Annotated in this window: 14 protein-coding genes and 1 pseudogene; 6 read left to right on the top strand and 9 right to left on the bottom strand. The window is 42.2% G+C overall.

Annotated features, from left to right (window positions below; translation table 11 throughout):
- Nucleotide 1: 1 nt before the first annotated feature.
- Complete coding sequence (locus FIV01_RS15250) at nucleotides 2–499, top strand: DUF2247 family protein (RefSeq protein ID WP_152431861.1); 498 nt, start codon at nucleotides 2–4, stop codon at nucleotides 497–499.
- A gap of 201 nt (nucleotides 500–700) precedes the next feature.
- Here the strand turns inward: FIV01_RS15250 and FIV01_RS15255 are convergent, their stop codons facing one another.
- From FIV01_RS15255 to FIV01_RS15270, 4 genes are all read right to left on the bottom strand, one after another.
- The gene (locus FIV01_RS15255) at nucleotides 701–1,777 is read right to left on the bottom strand and encodes a DUF3541 domain-containing protein (RefSeq protein ID WP_152431862.1); all 1,077 of its coding nucleotides are present in this window, start codon (nucleotides 1,775–1,777) and stop codon (nucleotides 701–703) included.
- 182 nt (nucleotides 1,778–1,959) lie between these two features.
- Nucleotides 1,960–3,723: a methyl-accepting chemotaxis protein gene (locus FIV01_RS15260; RefSeq protein ID WP_152431863.1), complete on the bottom strand. Its 1,764-nt coding sequence runs from the start codon at nucleotides 3,721–3,723 to the stop codon at nucleotides 1,960–1,962.
- Between the two features lie 249 nt (nucleotides 3,724–3,972).
- Nucleotides 3,973–5,277 (bottom strand): inosine/guanosine kinase, encoded by a 1,305-nt coding sequence (locus tag FIV01_RS15265; RefSeq protein ID WP_152431864.1) that lies wholly within the window; start codon nucleotides 5,275–5,277, stop codon nucleotides 3,973–3,975.
- Nucleotides 5,278–5,386: 109 nt separating this feature from the next.
- Nucleotides 5,387–5,857, bottom strand: coding sequence for a CreA family protein (locus FIV01_RS15270; RefSeq protein ID WP_152431865.1), 471 nt, complete (start codon nucleotides 5,855–5,857; stop codon nucleotides 5,387–5,389).
- Nucleotides 5,858–6,010: 153 nt separating this feature from the next.
- On the opposite strand from FIV01_RS15270, the gene FIV01_RS15275 reads away from it, so the two are divergent.
- Complete coding sequence (locus tag FIV01_RS15275) at nucleotides 6,011–6,514, top strand: flavodoxin (RefSeq protein ID WP_152431866.1); 504 nt, start codon at nucleotides 6,011–6,013, stop codon at nucleotides 6,512–6,514.
- An 18-nt stretch (nucleotides 6,515–6,532) separates the two neighbouring features.
- Here the strand turns inward: FIV01_RS15275 and FIV01_RS15280 are convergent, their stop codons facing one another.
- Complete coding sequence (locus FIV01_RS15280; protein WP_152432750.1) at nucleotides 6,533–6,988, bottom strand: methylglyoxal synthase; 456 nt, start codon at nucleotides 6,986–6,988, stop codon at nucleotides 6,533–6,535.
- A gap of 10 nt (nucleotides 6,989–6,998) precedes the next feature.
- Nucleotides 6,999–7,997, bottom strand: coding sequence for a TMAO reductase system periplasmic protein TorT (gene torT / locus FIV01_RS15285; protein WP_152431867.1), 999 nt, complete (start codon nucleotides 7,995–7,997; stop codon nucleotides 6,999–7,001).
- 80 nt (nucleotides 7,998–8,077) lie between these two features.
- Between torT and torS the strand changes: the two genes are divergently transcribed.
- Nucleotides 8,078–10,966: a TMAO reductase system sensor histidine kinase/response regulator TorS gene (torS, locus tag FIV01_RS15290; RefSeq protein ID WP_152431868.1), complete on the top strand. Its 2,889-nt coding sequence runs from the start codon at nucleotides 8,078–8,080 to the stop codon at nucleotides 10,964–10,966.
- Nucleotides 10,967–11,002: 36 nt separating this feature from the next.
- Here the strand turns inward: torS and FIV01_RS15295 are convergent, their stop codons facing one another.
- Nucleotides 11,003–12,151, bottom strand: coding sequence for an iron-containing alcohol dehydrogenase (locus FIV01_RS15295; RefSeq protein WP_152431869.1), 1,149 nt, complete (start codon nucleotides 12,149–12,151; stop codon nucleotides 11,003–11,005).
- A gap of 345 nt (nucleotides 12,152–12,496) precedes the next feature.
- Here FIV01_RS15295 and FIV01_RS15300 point away from each other — a divergent pair.
- Nucleotides 12,497–15,427: pseudogene (locus FIV01_RS15300) on the top strand (chitinase C-terminal domain-containing protein); the annotation flags it as partial.
- Nucleotides 15,428–15,508: 81 nt separating this feature from the next.
- Here the strand turns inward: FIV01_RS15300 and FIV01_RS15305 are convergent.
- Both FIV01_RS15305 and FIV01_RS15310 read right to left on the bottom strand, forming a co-directional pair.
- On the bottom strand, nucleotides 15,509–16,027 hold the full coding sequence (locus tag FIV01_RS15305) for a hypothetical protein (protein ID WP_152431871.1): 519 nt from the start codon (nucleotides 16,025–16,027) through the stop codon (nucleotides 15,509–15,511).
- Between the two features lie 97 nt (nucleotides 16,028–16,124).
- Entirely contained in the window at nucleotides 16,125–16,490 is a 366-nt protein-coding gene (locus FIV01_RS15310; protein ID WP_152431872.1) for a YgiW/YdeI family stress tolerance OB fold protein, read from the bottom strand.
- Between the two features lie 162 nt (nucleotides 16,491–16,652).
- Here FIV01_RS15310 and FIV01_RS15315 point away from each other — a divergent pair, with 162 nt between their 5' ends.
- The gene (locus FIV01_RS15315; protein ID WP_152431873.1) at nucleotides 16,653–18,125 is read left to right on the top strand and encodes a cobyric acid synthase; all 1,473 of its coding nucleotides are present in this window, start codon (nucleotides 16,653–16,655) and stop codon (nucleotides 18,123–18,125) included.
- Nucleotides 18,122–18,880, top strand: a complete 759-nt coding sequence (gene modA, locus FIV01_RS15320; RefSeq protein ID WP_152431874.1) for a molybdate ABC transporter substrate-binding protein — start codon at nucleotides 18,122–18,124, stop codon at nucleotides 18,878–18,880. Before FIV01_RS15315 ends, modA begins: the two co-directional genes overlap by 4 nt.
- The last annotated feature ends 2 nt before the right edge of the window (nucleotides 18,881–18,882 follow it).

Below are 18,882 nucleotides of genomic sequence, written 5' to 3' on the forward strand. Positions count from 1 at the left end.
TATGAAATATTTACCTAGTCTACCTACTTATAGTTTTACTTCGTCTCTAGCCACAGTATCCTGGCGAGAAATTTTGGTAGCTGTTCAGAAGCGATTTGTATCTCGAGAATTTGCGATTCAGGCCGCAATGGCTGAACTTGCATTACTTGATGAATATCCGGAACAGTTATTAGATCTTGCGTCACTCAATAAAAACGATGATATTCACCCATATATTGATGAACTAGCTTCCATACAACCAGAGTTGGATGAAGAAGTGATTTTGAGAAAATGGTTGTTTCTGATTTTAGCTTGGGTGTATGAAAATCGAGAGTGCTGTTCTGATCCATTGGGAGTAGTAGAACAGATTTATGCCGATTTTGAATACCCTGAATCTATAGTTGGTTTTGTTAGATATATGCCCACCGAAGAACCAGATCTTGGTTCTAGTGAAAAAAATACAGCGCGTTTATTAGAAAAGTGGAGCGAATTTTTAGAGGTCGAAAAAGAAAGTATTTAAAAGTACACACACCTACATAGTATTTAAAAGGACACACACTAAATATCATAGTGTGCTGAACTAAAACCCAAGGCCTTGCAATATGTGAGGCCTTTTTAATTTGAGAGTTTTGAGTCAGAAGTTATAAGGACACACACCTCAATAGAGTTTCCCTTGTAAACATGCCGGATTTTCTGAATCACTTGACGTTACATCTTCTTGCTACTTTGCAACCAGACCATAAGGTAAGGTTGGAAAGAGGTGAGGGCTCTGCTGTATATTTACTGAGCTATTGGTTCCTTGCCAATTTAAAAGGATCGCTGAAAGAACATTACGATGCTCTCCTTTACTAATGTCTGCACTTCCGGTGGTACTGAGTACCATATTATGTTTGGGGTCGATACTGTTTAGAATATGGCGCTGTGTTTTAATCAGTGCTGGGTCGTCATGTAGACCTGCTAATAAAAACACTATGCCTGATTCTGCAATCACATCCTCTTTTGTTCTTGCAATAATGGTGTCTATGTTGCTGCGAAAATAGTCATAAACCCACTGATAGTCTTTCTCGTTAATAGAATGCTGATAATAACCAGACGCAGCGATAATAATATGCGTTAGGCCATAAATTTTGTTGGCGTATTGTTGATCAGTTAGCTGAGTATCAAGATGGTCAGGATAAGTCTTCTTAAACGCTGAGATATACTCATCAACGATATCTTGAACACCCAGCTGTTTAAGCCAATAAACCTGATTAGACAGTTGGGCGGCCCATGCTTTGATCATATCTGGGTCTATCGCATAGTTTGCGAAATCATAATGGTTGAGTAGCGCACGTAATTTGTCATCTTGAATATGTTTGAGTCCTAACTCATCCGCTCGAGCCATTGAGCCAATAAGATTAACAGCAAGCTCTATATATTCTGTATATTGTTGGAGCGTTTTCTTTCTTAATGATTCTTTTACTGGGTCTGAGTTTTGGTAGCGTTTATCGATATTCTTTGAAGCTTGCTCAATAAGAGAGGGATTATATAACTCATTGGCTATTCGGTTTAGGTTACTGGCTACACGAGCAGTATCAACCCAAATTCCCGTCTGATAACTGCTATCGCCTGTCTGACGATACATGCGAATAGCGTAATGGCCAAGTTTAAATGGAGGCAGAAAAAGTAAGTGCTGTTGATACGTGGTCTTAATCTGCTCTGAACCGGCAATAAAGTCTTGCGTAGCTTGTGGTATTGCGGCGTGACTACAAAGACTAACAGTAGACGTGAGAACGAGAATGCTCCAATGCTTTTTCATAACTTTTCCAAACTTACGTTAGTCGGACATATATACCATAATTCGGTCAGATTTTTTGTTAGCGATATGTGCAGACTATGTGAGGGCTGCACATTTTGAAATATACTTCTTGATTCAGTGTTTATTTACTGTCACAAAAAAAGCGCTTCACTGGTGAAGCGCTTTATACAAACGGCAACTAACTATTTTGAAGTTTGGAACTCAGCAACCGCTTGGTCCATATCTCCAGCTTGATTGGATACTTTATCAACCTCCGTAAGACAATTTTGAGCAGATTGCATATTACCCTCTGAAATAGTATTTAACTCAGTAATGCTGTCGCTCACTTGATTCATAACACTACCTTGCTCTTCAATTGCGGAGGCAATACGTTCTGAATTGGCTTGGATGTTGGTCATATCCGTTATGATTTGACCTAGGCTGTCATCCAATGTTTCAGAGGCCGTTAAGGTTTGCTGACCTTGTTCATTACATTGGTCGATGTTGGTGACAACTGTCGCCATTTGAGTCTGGATATCGGTCACGACTTTGGTGATTTCCTCGGTTGATTGATGCGTTCGGCTCGCTAACGCTCGCACTTCATCTGCCACAACAGCAAACCCGCGGCCTTGTTCGCCTGCACGAGCCGCCTCTATCGCGGCATTCAAGGCGAGTAGGTTGGTTTGTTCAGCAATGCCTTGGATAATGTTTACCGCATCACCAATCTTGTCTACATGGTCATTAAGTGAGCTAATGGAGCCTTGGCTGTCAGAGAGGATTTGGGACAACTCACCAATATTTCTTACGGTTTCTTCAACCACCGAACGACCACTTTGTGCATTGATTGTCGCTTGATGAACGCCTTCTACAGCGACAGCAGTACTTTCAGAAATCTCGTTGATAGTCGAAACCATCTCCTGCACAGATGTTGCCATTGTTGAGGTGTGATCCGCTTGAATGTGGAATTGTTCAATCACACCGTGTAACTCATCGTGCATACTTTGTGTACTACTAGAAAGTTCAGACGATTTAGCTTGTGTTCCTGATATCAGATCTTCCAGCTTATCTAATAGGCGATTGAAGTAAGTACCAATAGAGACTAGCTCGTTGTTGCCTTTGAGCTGGGAGCGAAGGGACACATTATTTGATTGAGCAATCTCTTGTATTATTCCAAGCAAGGCTGAAACTTGTTGGTTGATCGAACGGGATATCTGCCAAATAAACACCAAAATGAAGATCATCACCGCGAGGCTTACGCCTTGTTTGATGGCGTCTAGGCTTTTTCGAGTAGTTTCACTTTGCTCGGCTAATGCTGCAGCGAATGTTTTAAATTGCTTTTCAACGTTGTGCGATAAACCCCTAGTTTCGCCCAAAAGTCCTTCGTTGTACTTAAGGCCAATAACTTTCATCTGTGCGACTACGTCTTTAGCTGTGGAGAGTACTTGGCTTGAGTTGTAAGGTAACAAGCTTTCTTTTACTTCACCTTTCGCTACGCCCGAGTCAAATTCTGCAAGGCTGACAAGCTGATCACTCGAGAGTGACGACTTGATATTGGACAGTGCGGAATTGTATTGACCTCGCAATTTTTCTTCGGATTTTAAGCCCAATGCGTTATAGCCATTGACCAAGTTAGTAAATCCGGCTTGATATTTGAGTATGCCATCGCGAACTGAAGCGCTGGAGGGCAGATCATTAGCCTCTAATACGGGTGATAATTCAGACTCTAAGCCGAGGAAAATATCCATGTTCTCATCAAACTTATCGAGGTACTTCATATCCTTTCGTAGAAGGAAGTCTTTTTCGTTACGTCTTAAGTTAAGGAGGCGAATTTCGAGCTTCGCGACAAGTAAGGTCGCTTTGTTGAGCTGCTCAGAAGTTTGAGCAAAATGGGAGGTCGTCAAGAGTAATGAGGCAACTCCTAAAACGGCGACTGCACCTAATGAATATAGTTTATTCTTAATATTCATGTGACTACCTAAGTTATTGGTTTGATCGGTTGATTAACAACTCTTTGAAGAGTAGTTGCTAATTATAAATATATCAATTATGCACTCTTAGGATATGCCATATCGGAATGCTATCTTGTAAGGCTATGATATATCGTCTTTTTAGACTTGGTATAAGTGACGAAAATAGAGGTTTAGTCTAGGCAGGGAGCAATGAAAGGGCGCTTAGTTTGGGAATAGAGCAGTTAAGAACTGCTCTCTGTAAATAGATTAACGATCCCAATAAGTTTCTTCAAGGCTATCTTCCCTTTCTGGCAAAGCTCTTGATAAACGAGGGGAATGCTGGGTTAATACTTCATAGCTTACACGGTTTGCATACTTACAAATCTGCGATAGAGAAGAATAAGTCAGGTAGGGGTGATCGTGTTTAGATGAATTAGGTACATTCATATGGTGGTGACTGTTAGCTGCCATGTCATGCAAAAGTGCCGATAGTGCCGCGTCTCCTGCACCGTTGGTATTTTTGATCTCAAGTGGGCCGCCTAAGTATGGACCGATATGAGAGTATACTTTGATAGGTGTAGTGCAATCTTCTTTGCGCATAGCGCGGCTAAATTCATATTTATTAAATTCAGCAATATTGCCGGGAAGCAATGGCAGCTCTGTTGTTCGCTTGACCGAATCTTCCGTGTATCCTGCCATGTATAAACCTACAGGACCTGCGGTACATAGCACAAGATCAACCCATTCAAGAGCTTTGTCGGCAGCCAGAAGAGGGTCTTTCTCACCAGTAAGTGCTTCTCCTTCCTCTTCATTCATCGCAACAATCGAAATATTTTCTTTGATGTAGTCTTGCCACCATTCGGCATTACCTTCAATGACCCATTTTGTCCCTAAAGTTAAAACCACTGGGACATTTTTAGACTTAGCAATTTCTATAGCTCTGGCTACCGCTTTAGGCATTGGGTCTTCGGGTTTACCGCGCATCAAATAGGACGAAACGATAAGTGCAGAGGCTTTATCGAATACATCCTCAGGAATACTATCTGGACGGAGCTTATTCATATACCCTTCGTTTATCGCAAAGGTTCGCTCACCATCTTTAGAGATTAGGGTGTAACAACGCCCGATAGCACCTTCCACCATTTGCAAATGATTGAGGTTCATTCGCGATGATGTTCTACATAAATAGCGATAAGCGAACGAGCCAACTTCGATATTCTTAGACATCACACCCAGTAAAACAGACTTACTGTCTGCGAGTACGGAGTAGTTATGCAGCGTGTTGCCAATAGTATCTCCGGGGTATTGGTGCGTGATTAGCTCGCGATTGACCAGCTCAGCATATAATTCATCCGCTGTACTTTCTTCAACCACTAATGAATGACCTTTGCTCAAGTCATATTTTGCTAAGAAGTCGTCATCAACTCTTGCTTCGATATCAACAATTGTCTGACCAACACCGACGATAATCGGCCTAAAAAGCTTTGGTGTTTGCTTCATTTGGTTGACAAGTGGATCTCTAGCGTGAGTAGGGAAGTAGTGCTTAGATTTACGTTGTCCAGGAAATTTCATCTTTTGAACAGGGTTAGAAATTTTCGCGCATCATATCACATTATAATAGGATTGCTTCCATTTTATTTACAGGGAATAGGGCCAATTTTTCATACACTGGCCCTGTCTACTATTTGGTTATAACCGCTGTAGAATATGCTTTCGTACCCCAGAGTGGAACCGTTGATAAACTGTGTTTGAAGCTACCCTCTGTTTCTTTTGTTGTGTAGGATAAATAGAGCAAAGTCTGATTTTCTGAATCATAAATTCGCCTAACTTTCATAGACTTAAAGAATATGCTTTTTGACTTTCTAAACACGACTTCGCCCGACTTACTCTTGTCTATTTTAGCGATCATTTCTGGTGTTATATCTCCAGTTTGACGACATGAAATAGAGCTATCACTTGGATCAGCTAAGCTAAAGTCGGCTTCAACTGAGGCGATATGGCAGGTTACGCCGGTTACCACATCATCTTTTAAATTTTCGATTTTGATATCTTTTAACGTAAACAAGCCCAAAGACACATCGCCAACCTCATTGTTATCGCAAGCAGTGAGTCCAAGAGAGAGCATAGTTACCGCGGCTATTTTCCTTAACATGATTTTATCTGTCACTTTTTCATTTAGTTAGGCAAATTAAAACAGGTTGAACCCAAATATTCTAGATGGAACTTGAGTGGATGGTTAAAAATACTTGTGACGTCATGTCGTTGTCTATAAGCTTGCCCCATGTTTTCCCATAAGGCTTGAAATATGGACCAAAGTCCAAATGAACTTCTTGAAATCAAAAATCATTGGTTTAGCCAGCAAGTAGAAGTCGATTTTCCTACCCAAGAGAGCCTGTTGGGACGAGAGCTGTATTTATCTGCGGCTCATTCTCGTTCTTGTAGTCAAATAAAAACGTTGCCGACTGCAAATGCAGAATTTGCTGAGGACGACATTTATAAAGTGGATTTTCACCGATTAACGGTCATGTTTTCGTTGTTACAAGCTAAGCGCTGGAATAGCGAACAAGATCAAGCCTTGGTGGTTGAATTTTTAAGCCAGATAATCTTTTCTGAACCTTGTGACTTATATGTCGGCTTCCATCAAGGTGAGCCTTCGGCAGCAGCGGTTGTAACAATAAAAGACGAGTCTATCTTGATATCTGATATTGTTTCAAATTCCGACGATTCAACGGCTTTTCTCTCCACTTTGCTAAACCACTCTGCGGTCGCGGCTCATAAGTACGCCCATATCTTTGTTGAATCAAATTAACCGGCAGCACTGCATCAATCAAAGTCTTTCAGCAAGGTAGGCTTGATAATCTGGAATTTCTATACTGACCTCAGATTCGATCAAATCTGAAGTAACCAGAAAATTTGCAGTAGCTCGGTTGGCCGCAACTGGGATATTCCACACACTTGCTATTCTTAATAGTGCTTTGACGTCGGGATCGTGCGGAACGGCATTAAGTGGATCCCAAAAAAAGATCAGGATATCTATCTTACCTTCAGAAATAAGTGCTCCTAACTGCTGATCGCCCCCCATAGGACCAGAAATCATACTTTTTATCTTTAGGCCCGTATCTTTATTCAGCATTGCTCCCGTTGTGCCTGTGGCATACAAAGTGTGACTTTGTAGTTTTGTCTTATGTTCCAAGACCCATCGCAGTAGCTCTGGCTTGTAGTTATCATGAGCGACAAGAGCGATATGTTTGCTTTTTGACATCGTACGTGTGGTTTTTTTCATCATTTCTATCCTAGTTATTAACATGAAAAGTAGGGCGATATTCTGACGGTGACAAAGATTGGGATATCACATTTGGATTAAGCTTTTCGGGCGTTAGCGGTTCAATAACAGGAGTTTGCTTGGATTGATAGGGTAATCCGCGAAGATGATTGACTGCCTGTTGAACCGACATCCGCCCTTGCTGCACCATTTTGTCAGTGGGAGCGAACTCAACTCGATTACGAAGTAAACCACGATAAACACCATGGCTTAAGTAAGTAGCGATAAGACCAATTTCACCAGACTTATTTGCGATTCGTAATTCACTGATCGCAGCTTCAATCGCAACGGCGCTTCCTACGATATAATCTATGTCGTTTCTCTCAATGACTTGCTGGACTAAGTTACGCTGTAATTCCTTGTCGTTATCAGCCCAGTGTGATTGAGCAATGTGAACATCGCTGCTTTTAACCGCATCAATGAAACCCTGCATCACAGGATCAGTTCCGCCACTTGACTTAGGACCTAGTAAGAGCGAGATATTGACTTGCCCTGAGTTCTTTGGGTGTTTGTCTTTGAGATATTGTCCCGCGTAATAACCCATCCAATACCAATCTACACCTACTTGACCTTTAAGTTGCTTAGATTTGGGATCGAGTGACAGTGCATTAACACTGGCGAAAACAGGAGTGTTGCCTATTAGCTGATTTATTTTTTTCAAATAAAGATCTGGACTTACCGTACCTAAAATAATGGCGTCTGCATTCCATTCGTGGCATTTTTCTAGCTGAGCTTGTTGTTTTTGTTTGTTAGGGTAACCTCCAGCCTCGAAAACTTTGAGGGTGATGCCTAATCGTACCGCCTCATCAACCATGCCATAATTTACGGATAACCAATACGAATCTTTCAGGTGTGGATATAGAGCACATAGCTTTAACGGCTTTGTCGATGCAGCTATATTGCTCGTAAAAAAGCAGTTGACTAGCAGCACGGCTATCGAAGAAGGTTTAAGGTTTAAGGCTGAAAGCATGAGGTACACCGTTGCGAATAAGTCCATAAACATTGCAGAATATAACCTATTGTCAACACCCACAGAAGAGTAACTGCGAAATGTTATTAGAAAAGGCCAGTATTGGTCGAAAATTACTGTTTGCGTTTGTTGCGATGGCAACCTTAGTGATGATCTCTTCAGCGATTGGGGTAGTTGGTTTTTCGTCAGTTGCCAGAACAGAGCGACAAGTGGTTAACTTAGCCATTCCCTCGATGATCGAAGCCAGACAAGTCTCTGAGCTCAGTGCCCGCATTATATCTTCTGTTCAAACGCTCTCTAGTGCAAAAACGGAAGCAGAGCGGCAGCAATCTGGAAAAATTCTATTTTCACAGTTAGAACAGTTACTCTCACATATTAAACAACTCGGATCTGATTCATTTGACTCTAACTTGTTAACCCAATTAGAAGATGAGTTGCAAACCGTGATTAATACATTGGCAGAGCTTGGACTTGTGGTCGAGAAAAAACTGTTTCTCGATAAACAGTTATCTAGTATTACAGGGTCACTTCGACAACATGCGTCTGAGTTAGAGGTGCTGACGGGAACGCAAGTAGCAAATACCAGCACAAACGCTGTAGCCAACGTTACACAAATCTATAATCTGTTGGATAACAAAAATACAGCTAAAGTCTATCAAGCGCTAGATACTTTAGTCGAAGTTGACCTAGATCGGGCTGAGCGCTTACATGAGCTGCATTTGCTGGCCTTTAAATTACTCAACCACATTGAAGAAACAAGAACTACCTCTAACATCGACCGAATAAACAGCATTAAAGAAGCATTTAAAACCAACCTTGAGATCATGAAACGTCGTATACAAACGATTGAAGATCCCACTCGTTCTATCCAAATGAAGCAGCTTTTAACAGAGTTAGACCATGGAAGTGTCGTGTTTGATTTGTTGGTTGAGCGCTACCAAAGCGAATATACAGCTCAAATGCTATTGCGTAACACCTTAGTGCAGCTAACAGATCTAAATGCAACTGTTGCCAAACTGATTGATGAATCTAACATGGCCACGACCGATGCTGTCACAAAATTACACACAACACTTCAATATTCACAGTTTAGTTTGGCTTTCATTACCCTAATGGGGATGGTGATCGTTGCTGTGATTCTTTGGCAACTTGTCTATGTTTCAGTGGTAAAGCGTTTAGCCGAGTACTCAACGGCATTGTTGTCTGTTGCCAATGGTCAGTTAAACATAGACATTAACATAGAAGGTAACGACGAACTGGCTGATATGGGAAAAGCCATAGCCAATGCGAGAGATACTGCTAAGTCACTTAAATTGGTTGCTGAGAGTGAAGCACAAGCCAAGCGAGAATTAGAGAAGCACAAAGGGCATCTCGAAGAACTTGTCGCACAGAGAACACGTCAACTTGAAGAGAGCAATGAAAAGCTCAATCAAGAAGTGATCAATCATGAATTCGCGAGAGCGACTGCAGAAAAAGCCAATCGGGCAAAATCAACCTTTCTTGCCACCATGAGCCACGAAATTCGAACTCCCTTAAACGGTGTATTGGGAACCGCTCGGCTGCTCAAAGATACAGGGCTTAACTCTAAACAAAATCACTTTATCGATGTCATTAATCGTAGTGGTTCAACCTTATTAGCAATCTTAAATGATGTTTTAGATTACTCAAAAATCGAAGCTGGCTTTTTAGAAATAAGGCCTGTAGATTTTGGAATTTATGAGACAGTTCGAGAGGTTAAGCAGTTACTCGATAGTAAGGCGAAAGAAAAACGTATTGAAATTCGCGTTTCTATTGATAGTAGGGTTTCACCATACATGCTTGGCGATGTGACCCGTATAAGCCAGGTGTTAACGAACTTAGTCGGCAACGCGGTCAAATTCACCGACGCTGGACATGTCACTATTAGTGTCTCACCGGATCCATTTCAACCAGAGAATACACACTTTATCGTGTCGGATACCGGAATAGGTATTGAGGAAAGTGAGCAGGAGAGCCTGTTTGATCCCTTTACACAAGCATCGGGAGGTATTCAGAGTATGGGAGGAACTGGGCTGGGATTGGCTATCAGTAAGCGGATTGTTCAGGCAATGGGTGGTGAGCTACGACTAGAATCTAAAATAGGTTTGGGCAGTCGGTTTAGTTTCAGTCTTTACCTACCAGAGGGAAACCAACATTCTCCCAAACATCTGCCTTCAGGGATGGTTCGACTTGCACGAGTACTGCTTATTGAAGACAACCCCGTCAATAGCATGGTTGCAGAGGGCTTTTTGGAAAGTTTAGGTCATGCGGTTGATACCGCCCATGATGGAGAATCGGCGAAGAAACTGTATGGTAAGAACCATTACGATATTGCATTGATTGATATTAACCTTCCTGATTGTAATGGAATGGACCTTCTCACCACGTTAAAACGTATTAAAAGTGACAGTGTAGCGAAGATGATTGCAGTTTCGGCACATGTGTATAACGAAGAAGTGCAAACTTATCTGAGTGCGGGCTTTGATGGCTTTTTACCCAAGCCTCTTGATAAAGAGGCATTGTCCGACATGCTGCAAAAAAACTTGACCGATTCAGTCTCAAATCAACCGATTTTTAATCCGCCTGAACAAAGTCAAGACGATAAAACTCATATTGTTAATGACAAAACAATCGAGCAAGATATATCGATTTTAGGTCAAGCCAAAATGAAGGAAATTATAGACATATTTGATGAGATGGCGAAAGATATATTGCAGCTTATGCAGGAAGCGGAAAATGATGGGGACTCAGGCCAATTAAAGGCGCTAGCACACAAACTCAAGGGGTCTTCAGGAAGCCTTGGTCTTCAGGCTTTGTATGATATGTGCTTAGATATCGAAAAGGCAGACCAACCAATTATCGCATACCAGAAAGTCAAATCACAGTTACCGAACTTGGCTCAACAGTCTAGTGACTCATTACATCGATTGGTCAACGAAGTTTCAAGCTAACTAAAGTAAAAGCAGCAAATGCTGCTTTTATCTATATTAGGCAATCGCGCTCGTTAGTATTTGTCGACTGGCTTCAAGGGTGATCGTTTTATTCTCACCTAGAGCCTTCAAACCATGGTGTTCTAACTGAGAGACTACAGCATCAATCGCTTTCTGCTTGTTATCGCCATGCTCGGTTAATTGAGTGGATACCTGCATCGTTTGGTAAAAGTTTTCTATCGCATTAATGGTTCTTTCGGCTAAATCGTCTGATTTAGTTAGGCCAAAAACGTTAACACCCATTTGTTCGAGCTTTGAACGTTTATGCTCAAGCTGATTTCTAAGTAGGGAAGGCTGTACTATTGCGAGTGAACGAGCATGATCGACGCCCCACAGTGCGGTAAGTTCGTGGCCGATCATGTGAGTTGCCCAATCTTGTGGAACGCCCGTTCCAATTAAACCATTCAGTGCTTGGTTTGCTGTCCACATGAGATTTTCACGCCAACCATCGCTATCACGTTGTTCAAAGCTTTCACCAAGCGTTTTTAACGTGCGCAATAAGGTTTCAGCATAACCATCTTGAACCATGGCACCATGACTTGTGGTTAAATATTGCTCACAGACGTGTACCCAAGCATCGACAATACCATTAATAAGTTGTTTCTCAGGTAGCGTTTTCATTACATCAGGATCCATCACAGCAAATTTAGGCTGAACATGTGGGCTCCCAAAAGACAACTTATCTTGGGTTGCGGCTTTAGTAATTACCGCACCTGCATTGGATTCAGAACCTGTTGCAGGGAGTGTAAGCACTGCGCCAAGAGGAGTGGCATCTGATATTTGGTAGTCACCTGTCAATATATCCCAACCATCGCCTTGGTATTTTGCTGCGGCTGCAACATATTTTGAGCCATCAATAACAGAGCCACCGCCAACAGCGAGAATAAAGTCGATGTTCTGTTGTTTGACTATGTCGACCGCCTTATCCAGTGTTTCTTTGGTTGGGTTCGCCTCAACACCTGAAAACTCAACCCAGTGGTGGTCTTTAAGTGAGTTGACGACCTGGTCATAAACACCGTTTTTCTTAATTGAGCCACTGCCATAAATAACCAAAACTTTATCGCTTGGTGAGATGGATGACTGTATTGAACTTATTTGGCCTTGGCCAAAGAAAATTTGGGTAGTATTAACATAACTAAAACGCATTGCCATTCCTTTGTTATCTGTAGTTGGAGGCCCGAATTTTATCGGGACTGAGCGTTGATGTTGACTTTGACAAACTGCACGGTCAATCCAGCATGTAAGAATATATGGGGACAACATCAGCAAAATACCAGTGGCTTAACACGACATGTTCACGCCGCAAATTTACTACTGAGAAATTGCACTTCAGACAGAAAAACTTGCGAGCGATTTTATAGATATTACATTTTTAATCTTGAGCGGTCCTGTTCTTTTCTAAAGTTATTTCACGATGAAATTTAAGTTGGCTTAAAAATAATAAAGTCAACAAGCCAAAAAAATAAAACAATAGCTTAAAGGAAAACAAGAATGTACCTAACAACGTCAAGGCGTCGTCGGCGCCTCTTTCAGCTGAGTTTACTCAGCGCTTCCTGTCTGACTGCATTTCAAAGTTATGCTGCGATTGATTGCGCACCTTTATCCGATTGGGATAATAAAACTGTCTATACTGGAGGGCAAAAAGTCCGACACTTAGATTATGCTTATCAAGCAAATTATTGGACACAAGGTGATGCACCTGATGCTAACTCGGGCCAGTGGTCTCAATGGAAAGAGTTGGGCGTATGTTTGGCTGATACAAACCAACCACCGAGTGTTGATTTGACCTCTCCTAAAGCCTCAGATTCAATCCAAGTCGACCAAACTGTTGTGATAGCTGCCACTGCGAATGATTCCGATGGCTCTATAGAGAAAGTGGTTTTCTCTGTTGACGGTCAACCTATCGGTGAAGATAAAACCTCCCCGTATTCGATTAATTGGCTAGCAGTTGCAGGTAACCACAATATTACCGCGATAGCTCATGACAATCGCGGCGCACAAAGTATTGTTAGTAGCGTTGATATAAAAGTGTCCACAACCCAGCCAGGTAATGAACCTCCAACCGTGGATCTTATGTTATCAGCTAACAGTGTTGATCTTGGCGATACCGTTACCTTTACATCAAACGCAGCAGATAAAGATGGCCGGGTTGAAAAGGTGGAATTTTATGTTGCGGGTGAACTTGTCGGCACTGCAACAATGGCACCGTATTCACTGGATTACCAGACTTCCAGAAAAGGGGTCTTACCTGTTATTGCTAAAGCAGTTGACGATAAGGGGGCTTCCTCAAGTTCATCCGCTGTGTTACTTGAAGTAAAAGAAGCCCCAACCGTCGCTTCTTGCCGCCCAGATGGTTTGTATCAAACTGAAGGTGTGAGTGTACCTTATTGTTCCATCTATGACGAAAACGGACGTGAAAAAATGGGGGCTGACCATCCTCGAAGAGTGATAGGTTATTTCACTAGCTGGCGCTCTGAAGATGATGAACAAACCTCATATTTAGTAAAAGACATTCCTTGGCAGCATCTGACACATATTAACTATGCGTTTGTCAGCATTGGCTCTGATGGAAAAATGAACATAGGTGATGTAAACGATCCCGATAACGCAGCAGTAGGCAAAACTTGGTCTGACGTTGATATTGATCCCTCTCTTGGCTTTAAGGGCCATTTTGGTGCTCTTGCGACATATAAGCAGAGATATAACGTAAAAACCTTGATTTCCGTTGGTGGTTGGGCTGAAACAGGCGGTCACTTTGATAAAGATGGTAACCGAGTTGCGGATGGTGGCTTTTATACGATGACTACTAACGCTGATGGCTCGATAAACCATGCGGGTATTGAAACGTTTGCAACATCTGCGGTTGAAATGATGCGCAAATATAAGTTTGATGGTCTGGATATCGATTATGAATATCCAACATCGATGGCAGGGGCAGGAAATCCAGATGATACAGACTTCATGGAGCCAAGACGTCGCTATTTATGGGCTTCATACCAGGAGTTAATGAAAGTACTGCGCAATAAACTGGATAAGGCATCAGCACAAGATGGTATTCATTATATGCTGACTATTGCCGCGCCTTCTTCTGGGTACTTGCTGCGCGGAATGGAATCTTTTGATGTAACTAAGTATTTGGATTACGTTAACATCATGACTTATGACCTACACGGTGCGTGGAACGATCACGTTGGGCATAACGCAGCACTTTATGATACGGGTAAAGATTCTGAACTTATCCAATGGAACGTCTACAAAACGGCCGCGTATGGTGGTATCGGCTATCTAAATACAGACTGGGCCTATCACTATTTTAGAGGCTCAATGCCTGCAGGTCGTATCAACATTGGTGTCCCATATTATACGAGAGGCTGGCAGAGCGTCAGTGGTGGAACGGATGGGTTATGGGGCAGAGCAGCATTACCTGATCAAACTCAATGCCCTCCAGGCACAGGAGAGGGTGAGAAAAACAATTGTGGACACGGTGCCGTTGGTATTGACAACATGTGGCACGATAAAGACGCTAACGGTAATGAGATGGGGGCTGGTTCAAACCCCATGTGGCACGCTAAGAATTTGGAGAATCAAATTTGGGGTACATACTCATCGGCATACGGGCTTGATCCTGTCAATGATCCGAGCGATCGATTAACGGGGTACTATACACGCCATTATGACAGCGTCGCTGTTGCACCATGGCTATGGAACAATGAGAAGAAAGTCTTCCTATCGACTGAAGATAAGGCTTCTGTCAACCTCAAAGCAGACTATGTAATTGATAAGGAAATTGGCGGTATCATGTTCTGGGAGCTTGCGGGCGATTACAATTGTTATTTACTTGATAGCCAAGGGTTAAGATCGCAAATTGATGAGTCTGAGCAAGCCTGTTTGTCAGGTCGAGGTGAATACCATATGGGTTCGACCATGACCCAGACTATCTACGATAAGTTCAAATCCGCTACGCCCTATGGTAACAAACTATCAACGACTCCTATTGCGTCTCAGGCTCTGGATATCAATGTGGCCGTGACGGGTTTCAAAGCGGGTGACCAAAATTACCCAATCAACCCTAAAATCACTTTCACCAATAATAGCGACCAAGCTTTACCTGGAGGAACAGAATTCCAGTTTGATATACCTGTTTCCACGCCAGACAACGCTAAAGACCAATCTGGCGCGGGTTTATCGGTTATATCATCTGGTCATACCCGTCCCAATAACGTTGGTGGGCTTGACGGGCCAATGCATCGAGTGTCTTTCACTCTACCAAGTTGGAAGAATTTACCTGTAGGGGGCTCTTATGAGCTTGATATGGTTTACTACTTGCCTATTTCTGGCCCTGCTAATTACAGTGTGAAGGTTAACGGGGTTGATTATGCGTTCAAATTTGAACATCCAAACTTACCGGTAGCGAGCAGTAGTAAGCAACAACGAAGTGAACAGTAAAGACAAAACCAAGAGGCTTTGTGAATCCAAAGCCTCTTAATCGCCGAATTGGATTAACTAGTAATGAAATCTAACAGACATAGTGATCTGAGGGCCGTAAAGACCATTATTGCGAGTTTCAGCAGCAATCGAGAGTTGGTCCGTTGAGTGAAAACGCACACCAGCATAAAAGACCGAATTATCATCGTTACGACCGAGTCTCCCAGTGGCCTCTATTTGATCGGCAAGCCATAACCTGATACCAATATTTAGCTCACCGGTTGTTTCTCTACGTTCTTGGTAGTCACGAGTGTACTTGGTTTGATGCAAAAGAAGCTGACCATATATATCCGCGAATTGGCTTATTGGACCATTAAATCCAATGCCTCCGGCGAAATCATAGTCCTTATCGAATAGTGTATCGGCTCTTAAGACAAAGTGAGAGTTGTCAGTAAAATAAGTGCTAAGCTCAGCGCCAAACAATTCAGGGTTAATTGCCGTTCTTACTTCGATAAAGTTATAGTTAAAGTTGTTTGCATTTGCAGCGCTAGAAAAACCAGAGCATAAAAGAGCGCTGATTAAGGTGATCTTTTTCAAAGTAAGTACTCCAACTCGCATCAAGTTTTTGACGGTTAAAATATTGTGCAATATGTAAGCCAAATATTATCGCAATCGGAGCTGAATTACTTTACGTTTACAAAACTTGAATATGATCCACTTCAATTTCTGGACTATTTCCACCAGAGAATTTGCCAAAAATCCGTAAATCTGTATTTGCATCAATGGATTGTTCTAGCTTCACTTTATCACTGACTTCGATTTGAATTTCTCTCTTACCATCGGAGAAAATAAAACTCGAAATACTAATTTGCCGGACAATATGTCCATCAAGAATTGCATTACGCTTGGTAAATACACTATTGTCATCTAACAAAGAATCGACGGTTGTTAAATTTACCGGTCCATTGAAATGAATTCCTGAGGGGATTTCGCTACTGGCAATACTTGCTAATGGCAGGAGCAAGAGTGTTATAGTAATCGATGGCAGTATTTGGCTCACTGTTTTTCCTCTTTTGATTCCACAAGGTCAACATTATTATGCCATGTGGGTTATTTGACGACTCGGACAAAACGATGCAAGTGACATTCAAAAGTTGAGAGAAACGGTACAAAAACGTTATGATGATTGTTCTCTACTACATGAAAAACCAAAGAATGTAATATGCAGACTCCATCCAGAGCATTGATGGTTCAAGGTACAACTTCAGATGCTGGTAAAAGTGTTTTTGTTTCTGCTTTATGCCGTCTTCTCGCACGAAAAGGAATTAAAGTAGCGCCTTTTAAACCACAAAATATGGCGCTTAATAGCTCAGTTACAAAGGATGGTGGCGAAATTGGGCGAGCTCAAGCGGTACAGGCTCAAGCATCATGTACACCGACGACCGTGCATATGAATCCAGTTCTGTTGAAACCCAATTCCGATACAGGGGCACAAGTTGTTCTGCAAGGCCAAGCAATTGGAAACATGGAAGCTGTCGGATATGATAATTACAAGCAAACCGTATTTCCCAAAGTTCTAGAATCTTTTTCGATATTACAGCGAAATTATCAGACCGTTGTTATTGAAGGCGCTGGTAGTCCCGCAGAAATCAATCTTCGGCACAATGACATTGCCAACATGGGTTTTGCTGAAGTTGCAGACGTTCCTGTGGTCATTATCGCAGACATAGATCGTGGCGGCGTTTTTGCCCACATTGTTGGAACCTTGGAACTCCTGTCGGAATCGGAGCGTGATCGCGTTGTGGGTTTTGTTATTAATCGCTTTCGTGGTGATATATCTCTGCTCCAATCAGGGCTTGATTGGCTGGAAGAAAAAACATCAAAGCCAGTACTCGGTGTTTTGCCTTTTCTGCATGGCTTAGAGTTAGAATCAGAAGACAGTATCAGTAGTGAGCAGAATATAGGGGAAGCCATACAACTCCGAGTTGTTGTACCTGTATTAACTCGAATGAGTAATCATACTGACTTTGACGCATTAAGGGCCCACCCAAATATTCATTTTCGCTATGTTTCCAAAGGAGAAAAAATTGATCGTGCTGATCTGGTGATATTACCTGGAACAAAATCAGTACGATCTGACCTTGACTATTTACGTTCACAAAATTGGGATAAAGATATTCAACGCCATCTAAGGCTTGGTGGAAAGCTGATAGGAATTTGTGGAGGTTACCAAATGCTGGGACGCATGATAAGAGACCCGCACGGGGTTGAAGGGGAAGAGGGGATGTCACATGGACTAAATTTTCTACCCGTTGAAACTGAACTTACCAAGCGAAAACAACTCACTGAGGTGCAAGCAATACTTAGATTAAATCAAAAAAGCACACCAGTAACTGGGTATGAAATTCATGTAGGTCGAACGTCTTGTGATGAAAAGGATGCTGCGATCTTTGACGCGAATGACTTGAAGCCAGTTGACGGAGCTATCAGTGAGTGTAACCAAGTCTTTGGTACATACTTGCATGGGGTTTTTGACTCACCAGAGGCGCTAGCGCTGATATGTGAGTGGTCTGGTGCAGACCATATCAAAGCTATCGATCATGGTCAGCAACAAGAAAATGCAATAGATAGGATTGCAGATGCAGTAGAAAAACACATCGACTTAACGCGAATTTGGCCAGAGCTCTACCAATGAACCTTAAAACGTACTGTGCATATAGAGCCATCACCGTATTCCTTGTTTTGGTGATTTCGACAGGGGTTAACGCTACATCAATCAACGTCTATGCAGCTTCGTCATTGACTAATGTAATCAGAGTATTAGGTGATGCATATTATGCTAAGACAGGGGTTACAGTTGTTCCTGTCTTAGCGAGTTCTTCTTCTCTTGCAAAGCAAATATTGGCTGGAGCACCTGCAGATATATACATCTCAGCGAACACCCAATGGATCGATTACCTAGTGGAGAAAAACAAAACACAAAGTGACGCCGTCACTAGCATTGCGAGTAATAAACTGGTCGTGATCGCACCGAGCAATCAGTCAGTGGCGTTAGATTTGAGTAGCAAAGAACAGTGGTTAACTCACTTAAAAGACAAGCGGTTAGTGGTAGGGGATACCCGGGCTGTACCAGTTGGTATTTATGCCAAACAGGCTCTACAGACTATGGGTGTGTGGCAATCTTTGCACGATAAGTTGGCCCCTGTAAGTAATGTTAGGGTGGCACTAAGGCTTATTGAGCGAGAAGAAGCCCCGCTGGGTATTGTCTACCAAACTGATGCTCAAACAAGTAATAAAGTTAAGGTTGTAGCGACGTTTCCTTCATCCAGTCATACTATGATTACATACCCAATGGCATTACTTAGTTCTGATAAAAAAACTCTTGATTTTGCTAACTTTGTGCAAAGTAAACAAGGTACGGCCTTACTAAATCAGTACGGTTTTCTATAGGA

Origin of the sequence: Vibrio aquimaris, from assembly GCF_009363415.1 — a bacterium.
GTDB classification, from domain to species: Bacteria; Pseudomonadota; Gammaproteobacteria; order Enterobacterales; family Vibrionaceae; genus Vibrio; species Vibrio aquimaris.

Bases quoted from the DNA above. Each gene is read 5' to 3' on its own strand.
- FIV01_RS15250 (WP_152431861.1), top strand. From the start codon at position 2: ATGAAATATTTACCTAGTCTACCTACTTATAGTTTTACTTCGTCTCTA.
- FIV01_RS15255 (WP_152431862.1), bottom strand. From the start codon at position 1,777: ATGAAAAAGCATTGGAGCATTCTCGTTCTCACGTCTACTGTTAGTCTT.
- FIV01_RS15260 (WP_152431863.1), bottom strand. From the start codon at position 3,723: ATGAATATTAAGAATAAACTATATTCATTAGGTGCAGTCGCCGTTTTA.
- FIV01_RS15265 (WP_152431864.1), bottom strand. From the start codon at position 5,277: ATGAAATTTCCTGGACAACGTAAATCTAAGCACTACTTCCCTACTCAC.
- FIV01_RS15270 (WP_152431865.1), bottom strand. From the start codon at position 5,857: ATGTTAAGGAAAATAGCCGCGGTAACTATGCTCTCTCTTGGACTCACT.
- FIV01_RS15275 (WP_152431866.1), top strand. From the start codon at position 6,011: ATGGACCAAAGTCCAAATGAACTTCTTGAAATCAAAAATCATTGGTTT.
- FIV01_RS15280 (WP_152432750.1), bottom strand. From the start codon at position 6,988: ATGAAAAAAACCACACGTACGATGTCAAAAAGCAAACATATCGCTCTT.
- torT (WP_152431867.1), bottom strand. From the start codon at position 7,997: ATGCTTTCAGCCTTAAACCTTAAACCTTCTTCGATAGCCGTGCTGCTA.
- torS (WP_152431868.1), top strand. From the start codon at position 8,078: ATGTTATTAGAAAAGGCCAGTATTGGTCGAAAATTACTGTTTGCGTTT.
- FIV01_RS15295 (WP_152431869.1), bottom strand. From the start codon at position 12,151: ATGCGTTTTAGTTATGTTAATACTACCCAAATTTTCTTTGGCCAAGGC.
- FIV01_RS15315 (WP_152431873.1), top strand. From the start codon at position 16,653: ATGCAGACTCCATCCAGAGCATTGATGGTTCAAGGTACAACTTCAGAT.
- modA (WP_152431874.1), top strand. From the start codon at position 18,122: ATGAACCTTAAAACGTACTGTGCATATAGAGCCATCACCGTATTCCTT.